The organism is Pseudomonas sp. Irchel 3A18 (assembly GCF_900187465.1).
Taxonomy (GTDB): Bacteria; Pseudomonadota; Gammaproteobacteria; order Pseudomonadales; family Pseudomonadaceae; genus Aquipseudomonas; species Aquipseudomonas cichorii.
This window is the reverse complement of the sequence record NZ_FYDI01000006.1, coordinates 118,319-130,633: the sequence shown is the minus strand read 5'-3', so window position 1 is coordinate 130,633 and position 12,315 is coordinate 118,319. Positions and strand designations below refer to the sequence as shown.

The 12,315-nt window shown below is 58.2% G+C and carries 12 protein-coding genes; 7 read left to right on the top strand and 5 right to left on the bottom strand.

Going from position 1 to position 12,315, the window contains the following annotated elements; translation table 11 throughout:
- Positions 1-10 precede the first annotated feature (10 nt).
- The 4 genes from CKW23_RS13900 to CKW23_RS13885 are packed head-to-tail and all read left to right on the top strand — an operon-like array spanning position 11 to position 2,745.
- The gene (locus tag CKW23_RS13900; protein ID WP_025261818.1) at positions 11-460 is read left to right on the top strand and encodes a tellurite resistance TerB family protein; all 450 of its coding nucleotides are present in this window, start codon (positions 11-13) and stop codon (positions 458-460) included.
- A gap of 29 nt (positions 461-489) precedes the next feature.
- Positions 490-1,524, top strand: coding sequence for a TerC/Alx family metal homeostasis membrane protein (locus tag CKW23_RS13895; protein ID WP_095067731.1), 1,035 nt, complete (start codon positions 490-492; stop codon positions 1,522-1,524).
- Between the two features lie 27 nt (positions 1,525-1,551).
- Positions 1,552-2,127 (top strand): TerD family protein, encoded by a 576-nt coding sequence (locus CKW23_RS13890; RefSeq protein ID WP_025261816.1) that lies wholly within the window; start codon positions 1,552-1,554, stop codon positions 2,125-2,127.
- A 39-nt stretch (positions 2,128-2,166) separates the two neighbouring features.
- Complete coding sequence (locus CKW23_RS13885; RefSeq protein WP_025261815.1) at positions 2,167-2,745, top strand: TerD family protein; 579 nt, start codon at positions 2,167-2,169, stop codon at positions 2,743-2,745.
- A gap of 121 nt (positions 2,746-2,866) precedes the next feature.
- On the opposite strand, the gene CKW23_RS13880 is transcribed toward CKW23_RS13885, so the two are convergent.
- From CKW23_RS13880 to nadC, 3 genes are read right to left on the bottom strand one after another with little or no spacing between them, the layout of a single operon-like run.
- Positions 2,867-4,099 carry a VWA domain-containing protein gene (locus CKW23_RS13880; RefSeq protein ID WP_025261814.1) on the bottom strand — a complete coding sequence of 411 codons (1,233 nt, stop codon included), beginning with the start codon at positions 4,097-4,099 and terminating at the stop codon, positions 2,867-2,869.
- A gap of 45 nt (positions 4,100-4,144) precedes the next feature.
- Complete coding sequence (locus CKW23_RS13875) at positions 4,145-5,227, bottom strand: TIGR00266 family protein (RefSeq protein WP_159918425.1); 1,083 nt, start codon at positions 5,225-5,227, stop codon at positions 4,145-4,147.
- A 34-nt stretch (positions 5,228-5,261) separates the two neighbouring features.
- A complete protein-coding gene (gene nadC / locus CKW23_RS13870; protein ID WP_095067730.1) occupies positions 5,262-6,110 on the bottom strand; it encodes a carboxylating nicotinate-nucleotide diphosphorylase in 849 nt (282 codons plus the stop codon).
- A gap of 346 nt (positions 6,111-6,456) precedes the next feature.
- Between nadC and CKW23_RS13865 the strand changes: the two genes are divergently transcribed.
- From CKW23_RS13865 to ampE, 3 genes are all read left to right on the top strand, one after another.
- Positions 6,457-8,712, top strand: a complete 2,256-nt coding sequence (locus CKW23_RS13865) for a DUF1631 domain-containing protein (protein WP_025261811.1) — start codon at positions 6,457-6,459, stop codon at positions 8,710-8,712.
- Between the two features lie 142 nt (positions 8,713-8,854).
- Positions 8,855-9,403 carry a 1,6-anhydro-N-acetylmuramyl-L-alanine amidase AmpD gene (gene ampD, locus CKW23_RS13860; RefSeq protein ID WP_025261810.1) on the top strand — a complete coding sequence of 183 codons (549 nt, stop codon included), beginning with the start codon at positions 8,855-8,857 and terminating at the stop codon, positions 9,401-9,403.
- Between the two features lie 15 nt (positions 9,404-9,418).
- Positions 9,419-10,255, top strand: coding sequence for a regulatory signaling modulator protein AmpE (ampE, locus tag CKW23_RS13855; protein ID WP_095067729.1), 837 nt, complete (start codon positions 9,419-9,421; stop codon positions 10,253-10,255).
- A gap of 15 nt (positions 10,256-10,270) precedes the next feature.
- Here ampE and CKW23_RS13850 read toward each other — a convergent pair whose 3' ends face one another.
- Both CKW23_RS13850 and cra read right to left on the bottom strand, forming a co-directional pair.
- A complete protein-coding gene (locus CKW23_RS13850; protein ID WP_038400029.1) occupies positions 10,271-11,056 on the bottom strand; it encodes a TatD family hydrolase in 786 nt (261 codons plus the stop codon).
- Between the two features lie 6 nt (positions 11,057-11,062).
- Positions 11,063-12,058: a catabolite repressor/activator gene (gene cra, locus CKW23_RS13845; protein WP_025261807.1), complete on the bottom strand. Its 996-nt coding sequence runs from the start codon at positions 12,056-12,058 to the stop codon at positions 11,063-11,065.
- Positions 12,059-12,315 lie beyond the last annotated feature (257 nt).

Genomic DNA, 12,315 nt, shown 5'->3' with positions numbered 1-12,315 from the left:
GGGGATTGAAATGCTGGACTGGTTGAAAACAAACGCAACAGCAGCTCGCGACAAGCTTGCTTCCGAAGTCTCGAAGTTCAAGAACCGTGAGTTCATGGATGCAGTGGTTTCAGGTTGTGCCCTGGTATCTGCAGCCGATGGCGAAATCAGCTCCAGTGAAAAACAGAAAATGGCCGGCTTCATTCAGAACTCTCAGGAACTGAAAGTTTTTGACATGAAAGACGTCATCCAGGCTTTTCAGGATGCATGCGCCAAATTCGACTTCGATGTCGAAATCGGTCGCGCCGAAGCGCTGAAAACCATCGGCAAGATCAAGAAAAAAGAAGATGCTGCCCGCCTTCTGGTGCGCGTCTGCTGTGCCATCGGTGGCGCAGATGGCAGCTTCGACGAGAAGGAACGTGCTGTCTGCCGCTCCATCTGTAATGAACTCGGCCTGAATCCTTCCGACTTTGACCTGTAATTTTTGACCCTTTTGAGGAACGCAGTTAAATGGAAAGCACCGCTCTTGGCTTCCCTCCACTCACCATGGCCGTTTTCGTTGGCCTGGCCATCTCGGCCCTGGCCGTCGACATGTTTTCCCACCGGGGAAACAAGCCGATCACATTGACCCAGGCATCGGCCTGGTCGATCTTCTGGGTGGCAATCTCTCTGGCATTCGCCGGTTTCCTGTACGTTCAGCACGGCTCTGAAGTCGCCACGCTGTTCGTAACCGGTTATGCACTGGAAAAAGTCCTGAGCGTCGATAACCTCTTCGTGTTCATGGCCTTGTTCGCCTGGTTCAAGATCCCTGATGGCCTGCGCCATCGCGTTCTGTACTGGGGCATCATCGGCGCAATCGTATTCCGCGGCATTTTCGTCGCCATCGGTACAGGCCTTCTGGCTCTGGGCCCGTGGGTCGAAGTGGTGTTTGCGGTAATCGTTGCCTGGACTGCCATCATGATGCTCAGAGCTGGCGATAACGACGACGAAGAAATCGACTACTCCCAGCACATGGCATATCGCTTCGCCAAGAAACTGTTCCCGGTGTGGCCAAAACTGCACGGCAACAACTTCTTTGTACGCCGCGCTGTCCTGGAAGAAGAAATCAAGAAGCCTGAGAACAGCGGCATCACCCTGGCTGCCAAAGGCGCGATCTTTGCGACCCCACTGTTCCTGTGTCTGGTCGTGGCTGAAATCTCCGACGTACTGTTCGCTTTCGACTCCGTACCGGCAATCATCGCCGTGAGCCGTGAGCCGCTGATCGTATTCTCGGCCATGCTGTTCGCGATCCTGGGCCTGCGTACCCTGTACTTCGTACTCGAAGCCCTGAAGCGCTACCTGGTTCACCTGGAGAAAGCGGTTATCGCACTGCTGTTCTTCATCGCAATCAAGCTGGGCCTGAACGCAACTGACCACTTGTTCCATCATGGTTACAGCATCAGCGCCAACGCCAGCCTCATGGTTGTGATGGTGGTGCTGGTAATCGGTATTGTCGCTAGCCTGCTCTTCCCGGGAAAAGACGAGTCGGCTGAAGAAAAAGCGTAAACACTGGAAAAAGGAGATAAACGAATCATGGCTTTGACTCTGCAAAAAGGTGGCAACCTTTCGCTGTCCAAAACCGACCCGACCTTGACCAATGTATTGATCGGCCTGGGCTGGGACCCGCGCGCCACTGATGGCCAGGAATTTGACCTGGACGCCAGCGCATTCCTGCTCGGTGCCAACGGTAAAGTCCGCAGCGAAGCCGACTTCATTTTCTACAACCAGCTCAAGAGCGCCGATGGCTCCGTGGAGCATGCCGGTGACAACCGTACCGGCGCTGGCGATGGTGATGATGAAGTCGTGAAGGTCGACCTGACTCGCGTGCCTGCCGATGTTGATAAGATCGTATTCGTCGTGACCATTCACGACGCTGACAGCCGCAAGCAGAACTTCGGTCAGGTGGGCGGTTCTTTCATCCGCGTACTGAACGAGAAGTCTGGCGCTGAAGTCGTTCGCTACGATCTGGCCGAAGATGCTTCGACCGAAACCGCGATGATCTTCGCTGAGCTGTATCGCAATAACGGTGAGTGGAAATTCCGCGCCGTAGGCCAGGGTTATGCCGGTGGCCTGAAGGCTGTAGCCAACGCTCACGGTATGAATTTCTGATTCATACCCTTATTACTTCTTTAGAAAAGGATTACGCACATGGCTGTAAGTCTGAGTAAAGGCGGTAACGTTTCCCTGTCCAAAGAGGCTCCAGGCCTGACCGAAATCACCGTAGGCCTGGGCTGGGACCCACGTGTGACCGACGGCACCGAATTCGATCTGGACGCTTCCGTTTTCGTTGTGGGCGAGAATGGCAAGGTGCTGGATGACAGCGGCTTCATTTTCTACAACAACAAGAAGTCGGCTGACGGTTCGGTCGAGCACCTGGGCGACAACCGCTCCGGCGCTGGCGACGGCGACGACGAGTCTGTTCTGGTCAAGCTGCCAACCCTGAACGCTGCTGTGAAGAAGCTGGTTTTCGGCGTCACCATCCACTCGGCTGATGAGCGCAAGCAAAGCTTCGGTCAAGTGGCCAACGCCTACATCCGCGTTCTGAACAAGGCGGATGGCAAGGAAATCGCTCGTTACGACCTGTCGGAAGACGCATCGACTGAAACCGCGATGATCTTCGGCGAGCTGTATCGTCATGGCGACGAGTTCAAGTTCAAGGCCATCGGCCAAGGCTTCGCAGGCGGCTTGAAGCCTCTGGCAGAAGCACACGGCGTATCGATCGGCTAAACCCGGTCAGCGTCATGAAAAACCCTGCCAGCGATGGCAGGGTTTTTTTATTGGTGTGGGAATTCATTCGCGAAAAGGCCATCTTCGCGAATGAATTCGCTCCAACGAGCTGTCTGAAAATTTATAGAATCCCGGCACCCTTGGCTGCCTTGAGCCAGTCCGGGAACTCTTCCATCAGCAAGTCGTACAGCTTCTCTTCCGGGACCTCATCCAGTCGGTCCAGAGCAAAGAAATTGCAGTTATCCACAACCCGTCCGGTCATGTCGTCGAGCTTTTCCAGGATTCCATAGCCGCGTCCGCCCAGGCCGACGAATTGCCAGAAGATCGGCAGTTTCGCCGCTTCGGTCATCAGCCGGGTGATTTCCCTGTCCTGATGAACACCGCCATCGCTGATGAACAGGATGTAGATCGGTGTCCGGTCGCCTGATTGCTTGTAGTAATCAATGACCATGCGCATGGCCTTGGGCTCATCATTGACCCTTGCGCCCAGCTCCCAGTTCTTCCAGCCGCCGTTGTCGGTCTGGATGAAGTCCTTGAAGTTGCTCAGCGACACCGACGATAACTGGCAAGGCCGGGCGCCGAAAGCCCAGCAGTCCAGTGCGCCGTCATCATCGAAATGCACCGCCAGAGGAATGAGGCGGTTGACCACTTCCTGCACATGGCCGCGGCTGTATTGCGCGTTCATGGAGCCGGAAGCATCCAAGACCAGACCGACACGAGCCTTGGTGTCGGTCAGTCTGGCTTTCTCCAGACTGACCTGAGCCTTTTTCGCCAGGCTGACCAGCTGAGGCGCTGCTTCGGCGATTTTCTTCTCCAGCGACACTCTGGCTGGCGCTGGTGCGGGAGCTTCGGCGACTTCGCCACCGAAGTGCACCACCAGAGCATCCAGGCCAGCGTTGTAACCCTGCAGGTTGGATGCAATGCGCCATTCACCGTTCTTGCGATAGAGGTCGGCGACCATGATGGCTTTTTCGGCAGCGAAGGTTGCGCCAGAGAACTCGCCGCGAGCGACTTCGCGCCCGGCATCCTTGATGCTGAAGTGGCTGGCCTGGATGTCGCTCATTGCCCCGGCGCCATCGATGGACGCCGTGAACACCAGCCGGTCTATGGAAGCAGGCAGTCCGGCGAGGGCAATCTGAAAGTCGCCGCCGTTGACTTGCCTGACGCTGTTGCAAGGGCTGGCGGGCTGGTTGAAGAAAATCATGTAGCGGTCATCCGACAGCTTGCCCTGAGCATCAACGCCGAAGCAGACGTAATCGATCACATGGGCGGACTTGATGTCGATGGACAGGGTGAGGTCCGAGCCTTGAATCAGGCTGGAAAGCGGGATTCGCTGGCCTTGAGTGATTAGCATGTCTCTTCCTTGTGCATTCGGGGCCAGTGGCGGCCCCGGGATTGTTCAGCGCTCGCTTCGTGCCACTCCCGCCGGGCTGGCCGCCAGCATGCGCCCGGCCAGGCGCGAGAAGGGCAGGCTTTGCAGCCATACCGTGCCAGGGCCGGTCAGTCTGGCGAAGAACACACCTTCGCCGCCGAACAGCATGGATTTGATGCCGCCCACCATGCGGATGTCGTAATCGACGCCCTGAGTCATGGCTGCGAGGCAGCCGGTGTCTACATCCAGGGATTCACCCGCCGCCAGTTCGATCTTGCGAACGGTGCCGCCCATGTGAACGAACACCCAGCCGTCGCCTTCGAGCTTTTGCAGCACAAAGCCTTCGCCGCCAAACAGGCCGGTGAGGATTTTCTTCTGGAATTGAATGCCGATGGACACACCTTTGGCACCTGCCAGAAAGCTGTCCTTCTGGCAGATCAGTTTGCCGCCGAAGTCGCGCAGGCGCAGTGGCAGGATGGTGCCAGGGTAAGGTGCTGCAAATGCGACGCGACCTTTGCCGGAGCCTTGTTGCGAGAACACGGTCGTGAACAGACTTTCGCCGGTGAGCATGCGTTTGCCCGCGCCGAAGAGCGAACCCAGCAGCCCTGAAGACTGGCTGCTGCCGTCACCAAAGATGGTTTCCATCTGCACGTCGCAGGTCTTGTACATCATCGAACCGGCCTCAGCCACGGCGCTTTCGCCACGGTCCAGCTCAAGCTCGACGAACTGCGTTTCGGTGCCATACAGCTTGAAGTCCACGCCATCGGTAGCTTGCCCGGAGCCAAAACCGCTTGAGCTGTTTGGATCGGGCGTAAACGAAGGTCGTCTAATAGCTGGAGCTGGAGCTGGAGCTGGAGCTGGAGCTGGAGCTGCGTGCGCGGGCAGGGCCGATGGCCGTGGCTGGATCATGTCGGGCGACGGGTCTGGAAACGGCGTGATGCCATCCTTTTTCATGGCCCGCACTTCCTGCACCTGATAGATCGGCTGCCAGTCCGGCATGCCTTGTTTCCAGCACCATGCGCCCGGCGCTTCGCGAGCGATGAGTCGGGCCGCTGCTGCATCCATGGGGCCGAGTTGCTTGCCCGCATTCACTACAAACCATTGTTCCAAGATGACGGCTCCTCTCTTTCGAGCTGTGGACAGGTCAGAGGCTCAAACGCATGGACAAGTCCACCGCCTTCACATCCTTGGTCATCGCGCCAATGGAGATATAGTCCACGCCGGTTTCGGCAATCACCCGCAAGGTGTCGTCATTGATACCGCCGCTGGCTTCGAGCTTGGCGCGTCCAGCGGTCAGGCGCACGGCCTCACGCATGTCATCCAGGCTCAATTCGTCGAGCATGATGATGTCGGCACCGGCTTCGAGCGCCTGTTTGAGTTCGCTCAGGCTTTCCACTTCGACTTCCACAGGTTTGCCGGGGGCGATCTTGTGGGCGGCCGCGACGGCCTGGGCAATGCCGCCACAGGCAGCGATATGGTTTTCCTTGATCAGGAAGGCATCGTACAGACCAATGCGATGGTTATGGCAGCCGCCACAGGTCACGGCATATTTCTGCGCCAGACGCAGGCCGGGCAGTGTCTTGCGGGTATCGAGCAGCTTGACCTGAGTGTCGCTCACCATGTCGGCATAGTGCTGCGCACGGGTTGCAACGCCTGACAGCAATTGCAGAAAGTTGAGCGCGCTGCGCTCGCCGGTCAGCAGCGAGCGGGCCGGACCTTCCAGATGGAACAGCGCCTGATTGGGGCTGACCCGGTCGCCATCGGTCACTTGCCAGTGCACGGCAACCCGAGGGTCGAGCTGACGAAAAACCGTGTCGACCCATGCCACACCTGCGATCACGGCTTCGTCGCGAGAAATGATGGTGGCCTTGGCCAGCCGCTCTTCGGGGATCAGTTGAGCGGTGATGTCGCCACTGCCGACGTCTTCGAGCAATGCGCGCCGCACATTGGCTTCTATTTCGGCTGTCAGGTCGGCGAGTCGTAAATTCGGCATATCGGGCTCCACTAACAAAGTCGCAGGAGTATAAGGCACGGCACCTTTGTAACCCACCTGTAAGGCTGGTCACGCTCGCAAAGCGTGCTGTTGGTCGGTTTTGTAAATTCCTTTGCGATATATGTCTATTAGCGTTGTCTATCGCTGCACGTCCCCTGATCTGTAATGCGCTTGTTACAAGGCGCAATACTTCGCTGGCGTTCGATACAAGTTTTGAAAGATAATCCGACTTGTATTTGACGTCATAGCTTTGACGTAGCGCAAAGACCATGGGGATCGCTTCACAGGCGAAGGTTGCAAGCCGCGTTTGTGATGGGATTAAAGCCGTTTCCTGTCAGGGGGTTTGATGCAAAACGACGAAAACGTTGTGCCGTTGAGCAAGGGAATTCCTGCCCAGGGTACAAGTACGCCTCTGGCCCGGCTGCCCGTCGTGTTGTTGCAGGTGCGCGATAAAGCCGCACAGCAGCTCAAGGATGCTTTGCAGGCGTTGTTCGACAACGCTGACGACACCCTCTTCGAGATGGCCGACCGCGCTGTCAGCAACACTGAGCAGAACCTGTTTTTCGAGGCCATGCGCGATTTGCGCCTCAAGCGCAAAAGCATCGAGCGGGCGTTTCTCGACAAGTTCTACGAGTCTTTCCTGGCGCTGGGCCAATACCAGATTACCGAGCCTGTGCTTCCTGCAGCGGTCGCTTTCGACAAGCTGTCACTGGTGCCCAACGACGAGCTGGAAAAAACCGTGGCCGTCGATTCGATGGTCGCCAAGGTCATGAGCCGCGATGGCGTTGCCTTGAGCCAGTTGACCGCGCGCTTGAACGAGCTGCTTCCCCAATCCATTACAGTCGATGCCAACCCCATGGGGCCGGCAATGCTGTGCAATTTCTTTCTTCAGGCCAAGCGCAGCCTGGGGGTCGAGATCAAGGTCAAGCTGATCGTTCTCAAGCTGTTCGAGAAATACATCCTGACCAACATCGATCACCTGTATGGCGAAGCCAATCAGTTGCTGATCGCTACCGGCATCCTGCCTGAAATGAAAGCCTTGCCTGCCCGTCGTTCTTCCGACAGGCCTGTTCCCAGGGCTCGGGTCAGCGAACTGTCCAGTCCGGCACTGGCGCAGGCGGCGGACAAGCTCGACAAGGGCGTGCTCGAAGTGTTTTCGGCGCTGCAGGAACTCTTGCTGCAAGTGCGCGGCAACCTGACGCCGCGTCATGGCCCGAGCTCTGAGGTTCGCCCCATCTCCAGCAAGGACCTGCTGCGTCTGCTTTCGCACTTGCAGCAATACGTGCCGACTTCGGATGCCCCTGAAGATTTCGACTTGCGCAACCAGCTTGAGCAACTGCTGACACGTGTCAGCGTCAAGAGCGGCAAGTCTCGCAGCGTCGGCGCAGGTGATGAGGACGTTATCAACCTGATTGCCATGCTGTTCGAGTTCATCCTCGATGACCGCAACCTGCCGCACTCGCTGCGGGCGTTGATCGGGCGCTTGCAGATTCCGATGCTCAAGGTTGCAGTGATCGACAAGAGTTTCTTCAGTCGTGGCAGCCATCCTGCCCGTCGTCTGCTCAACGAAATTGCCACTGCTGCACTGGGCTGGGGCGGGCGCGATGATTATCAGCGCGACTCGCTGTACATGCGTGTCGACCAGATCGTGCAGCGTCTGCTCAACGATTTTGTCGATGACCCGGCGATTTTCTCCGAACTGCTGGCTGACTTCCTGGCTTTCACCAGCGACGAGCGCCGTCGTAGCGAACTGCTTGAGCAGCGTACTCGGGATGCCGAAGAGGGCCGCACCCGTGCCGAGCTGGCGCGTCAGTTGGTTCAGCATGAATTGAACCAGCGCTTGCTGGGTAAAACTCTGCCCGAAGCTGTGGTGCGTCTGCTGGAGCAGGCCTGGAGCAAGGTGCTGCTGCTGACCTGCCTCAAGCATGGCGAAGGTTCGAGCGAGTGGCTGGCCGGTTTGCAGGCCATGGACGATCTGGTCTGGAGTGTCGAACTGCACGAAGACCCGGAATCACGGCAGAAGCTGCTCGAACTGGTGCCGGGGCTGCTCAAGTCACTGCGCGAGGGTCTGACCAGCGCCGCTTTTGACCCGTTCGCCACCAGTGAATTCTTCAGTCAGCTGGAAGTTCTGCATGTCCAGGCTTTCCAGCATTTCTCACGCCTTCAGGATGTTCAGGGTGAGGAGCTTCAAAGCTCTGTAGCACTGGCTGAAGCCGAGCCTGCTGAAGGCCCGGCAATGATGGTCGTGATGGAGGAGATCGTTCTGACTGCGCCTGACGAGCCTTTGAGCAATGAAAGTGTCCTGCAATTGCCCAATGACGATGCAGGCCTGCAGATGGTCGACAAGCTGCGCGTTGGCAATTGGGTCGAGATCCAGGAAGACGAGGAGAACAAGCTGCGCTGCAAGCTCACGGCTATCGTCGAGCCTTCCGGGCGTTACGTGTTCGTCAATCGTACCGGCATGAAGGTTCTGGAGAAGTCCCGCATGGGGCTGGCCATCGAATTGCGTCGCGGCACCATCCGCATCCTTGACGATGCCTTGCTGTTCGACCGTGCGCTTGAGTCGGTGATCAGCAGCCTGCGCAAGCTCAAGGGCGCATAACACCTGATCGGGGAGAGGGCCGCCCTGCAAGCGGCCCACGAAGATCCATCGCCTGAAATACCTTCGCGAATGAATTCGCTCCTACCGCAGGTGCTGTTTGGGCATACTTGCGCCTATCGAAACCCATCTTCAAGGAGCTTTCATGCAGTTGGACCCCGCAAGCGGTTGGTGTGACGGCGTGCAGCATTGCCCGTCACCCAATTTCAATGCGCGACCCGAAGGTGAAATCTCGCTGCTGGTGATCCACAACATCAGCCTGCCGCCTGCTCAGTTCAAGACAGGCAAGGTCCAGGAGTTTTTCCAGAACCGTTTGGATATCACCGAGCATCCCTATTTCGAGGGTATTGCCGATCTGCGTGTTTCGGCGCATTTTCTGATCGAACGTGATGGCGAGGTGACTCAATTCGTCTCATGTCTTGACCGGGCCTGGCATGCTGGCGTTTCCTGTTTCCAGGAGCGCGAAGCCTGTAATGACTTCTCCATCGGTATCGAGCTGGAAGGCACGGATGACCAGCCCTTTACCGATGCGCAATATGCCGCCTTGATCGCTCTGACGCGCCAGTTGCGCCAGGCATTTGTGGCGATCACGCCCGATCGCATTTGTGGGCACAGCGATATCGCACCCGGACGCAAGACCGATCCGGGGCCGTGTTTCGACTGGGCTCGTTTTCAAGCCGCCTTGCAGGACTGAAGTGAGGATCAAGCGATGAGTTTTCTGGTGTTGCTGCTGGCAGTGTGGGTCGAAAAGTTTTCGGCGCTGCGCCAGCGTGTACAACGTGACGGGCCATGGCTGAAGGAACTGGCCAGGCTCGAGTCAAGTCCGCGAACCGCTTCTCGCCCCTGGATAATGCTGGCTCTGTTGGTCCTGCTGCCGCTTCTGATACTGCACCTGGCGCTGACCATCGTCGGTTCGGTGGCTTACGGCTGGCTGGCTCTGCCTGTCCATCTTCTGGTGCTGATCTACAGCCTTGGCCGTGGTGATCTGCTGGCCGCGCTCGGCCCGTTTCGCGATGCCTGCCGACGTGGTGATGAACAGGCTGCCGTGCATGTGGCCGAAAGAGACATGGGCGTGCAGGCAGACAACGGCGAGCAACTGCTTGAGGGCGTTCAGGGCTACATGCTCTGGCAGGCTTATCAGAGCTTCTTCGTGGTGATCTTCTGGTACTTCCTGCTGGGGCCTGTCGCGGCGCTGGCTTATCGCTTGCTGGCCCTGGCGGCCGAACACGGCAAGACTCCGGCGCTGGTGGAGCGGGCGACGCAATTGCGTCATGCCTTCGACTGGGTGCCGGTCAGGTTGCTGGCGGCCAGCTTCGCACTGGTGGGCAACTTCGTGGCGGTCAGCCGGGTGATGCTGCATGAGTTGCTCAACTGGAATATCAGCGCCGCGCAACTGATTGCCCGCATCGGCCGTGTTGCCAGCGAAGTCCCGGCACCTGTCATGGGCGCCGATGGCGTGACCAGCCTCGATATGCTCTGGGAGTTGCTGGTGCGCGCCGCAGTCGTCTGGTATGCGGGTTTTGCGCTGTGGACATTGTTGATCTGATCTGTAGGCGCGAATTCATTCGCGAACAGGCCACCCGAACAACTCACAGGCATTGCGCGTACTCACTTGTGCTAACTGCTCCGGGCTGACGTTCAACAGCCCGGCCAGCGCCCGGGATATTTCCGGCAAATGCTCTGGACTATTGCGCTGATTCGGATACATCGCCGGAGCCATGTCCGGCGAGTCGGTTTCCAGCACAATGCTTTCCAGTGGCAGCTCGGCGATGACCCGGTGCATGCGTAGCGCCTGCGGCCAGGTCGCGGCACCGCCAAGGCCGAGCTTGAACCCCAGCCTGATATATTCCCGAGCCTCTTCTCGACTGCCGGCAAACGCATGGATGATCCCGCTGCGTTTGAGCTTGTGACGCTTGAGCGTCGCGATCACATCCGCGTGGCTGCGCCGTACATGCAACAGCGCCGGTAGATTGAAGTCAGCCGCCAGTTGCAGTTGCGCCTCGAAGACCTGCTGCTGGTTCTGGCGGTCCGGGTTTTCGACGTAGTAATCCAGCCCGATCTCCCCCACAGCGCACAGTTGAGGGTGGCCTTTGAGGCGGCTCAACCAGTCGCCGAGTTCAGTCAGATGCTCGGTGCGATGCTCGTCGATGTAGACCGGATGCAGGCCGAACGCCGCATACAGCGCCGGATGCTCCAGTGTCAGGTCCCATAGCCGCTTCCAGTTCCGCTGATAAACCCCTAGCACCACCATGCGCTCCACGCCCAGGGTGCGGCACTTGTCGAGCACCTGTTGACGATCATCGTCGAAGTCCGGGAAATCCAGGTGAGTGTGGGTGTCGATCAGCATTGCCGGTCAGCCCTCGTGAATCCGCTGCTTGAAGGTCCGCACGATGGCATGCACGCCGGGTTCGTACTGATCGTTTTCGATGGCGGCCAGTGCCAGTTGCAGGGCCTTTTCGGCAATCAACTGATGTTGCTGGGCCATTGCATTGACCGGCAGCGGCAGGAAGTCCAGCAACTGGGTGTCACCGAAAGTGCCCAGGTGTAATTGCGCCGGGTTGAGTGACTGGCTTTGCAGCACATCGAAAACACCTTGCAGCAGCACGTAGGACGTTGTGATCAGCGCATCGGGCAAGTGCCCCAGGCGTTGCAGCATGTCACTCATCAGACGCTGGCCGCACTCGCGGCTGAACGCTTCGCCATGTTCGATCGTGGTCGTGCCGGTAAAGCCACCGAGCGCATGCCGGAAACCGTCGGCACGCGACTGGCTGACGCTTAGTTCAGGGCGCGCACCCAGCAAGGCGATGTGTTCGGGATTCGTCTGTAACAGGCTGCGGGTGAGTTGCAGGCTGGCGTCGTGGTCATCGCTGACCACCGAGCAGAAGAACTCGGCGTTCATTTCCCGGTCAATGGCGATGATCGGCAGGCCTTTGTTCTGCAGTTCGCGGTAACTGTCGTTACTGGCGGGCAGGCAACTGGCGACCAGCAACGCATCGCAGCGTCGGGCACGAAAGACCTGCAGCAGTTGCAGTTCGCTGGCGGGATCGTCGTCGGAGCTTGCGATCAGCAACTGATAGCCGCGGGCGCGGGCGCCTTGCTCCAGCAGCTTGGCGATACGGGCGTAACTGGGGTTTTCCAGGTCCGGCAGTATGAAGCCCAGGGTACGGCTGTGACGAGTACGCAAGCCGGCGGCTTGAGGGTTGGGGCGGAAGTCATGTTGTTCGACAACCGCCTTCACACGCTCGACGGTCGCGGGGCTGATGCGTTGCTGTTCGGCCTTGCCATTGATCACGTAACTGGCGGTGGTGACGGAAACACCTGCCAGACGCGCAATATCGCTGAGTTTCACGCGAAAAGTTCCTTTTCGTGGTTGTCTCTTATCAACGAGGAGTTTCGCTGATCGCGGAGCATCTTTACACCAGACCATAGGGGATGCCCAAGTGCTCGGTGTATTTTGAGACGTCTCCTACAGCTATCGGACCGACTGGGCTTCAACGAGAGGCCATAATCGAGTAACGTGCCGTGCAATTGTAGGTTAAACGATTCAGCAAGCTGATATTTGCTGCAAATCAGGATGAAATTGCAATCCGACAGGCAGTACTTTCA

What these genes read in the sequence shown, in the direction of transcription:
- CKW23_RS13900 (WP_025261818.1), top strand. Translation starts at nt 11, where the DNA reads ATGCTGGACTGGTTGAAAACAAACGCAACAGCAGCTCGCGACAAGCTT.
- CKW23_RS13895 (WP_095067731.1), top strand. Translation starts at nt 490, where the DNA reads ATGGAAAGCACCGCTCTTGGCTTCCCTCCACTCACCATGGCCGTTTTC.
- CKW23_RS13890 (WP_025261816.1), top strand. Translation starts at nt 1,552, where the DNA reads ATGGCTTTGACTCTGCAAAAAGGTGGCAACCTTTCGCTGTCCAAAACC.
- CKW23_RS13885 (WP_025261815.1), top strand. Translation starts at nt 2,167, where the DNA reads ATGGCTGTAAGTCTGAGTAAAGGCGGTAACGTTTCCCTGTCCAAAGAG.
- CKW23_RS13880 (WP_025261814.1), bottom strand. Translation starts at nt 4,099, where the DNA reads ATGCTAATCACTCAAGGCCAGCGAATCCCGCTTTCCAGCCTGATTCAA.
- nadC (WP_095067730.1), bottom strand. Translation starts at nt 6,110, where the DNA reads ATGCCGAATTTACGACTCGCCGACCTGACAGCCGAAATAGAAGCCAAT.
- CKW23_RS13865 (WP_025261811.1), top strand. Translation starts at nt 6,457, where the DNA reads ATGCAAAACGACGAAAACGTTGTGCCGTTGAGCAAGGGAATTCCTGCC.
- ampD (WP_025261810.1), top strand. Translation starts at nt 8,855, where the DNA reads ATGCAGTTGGACCCCGCAAGCGGTTGGTGTGACGGCGTGCAGCATTGC.
- ampE (WP_095067729.1), top strand. Translation starts at nt 9,419, where the DNA reads ATGAGTTTTCTGGTGTTGCTGCTGGCAGTGTGGGTCGAAAAGTTTTCG.
- CKW23_RS13850 (WP_038400029.1), bottom strand. Translation starts at nt 11,056, where the DNA reads ATGCTGATCGACACCCACACTCACCTGGATTTCCCGGACTTCGACGAT.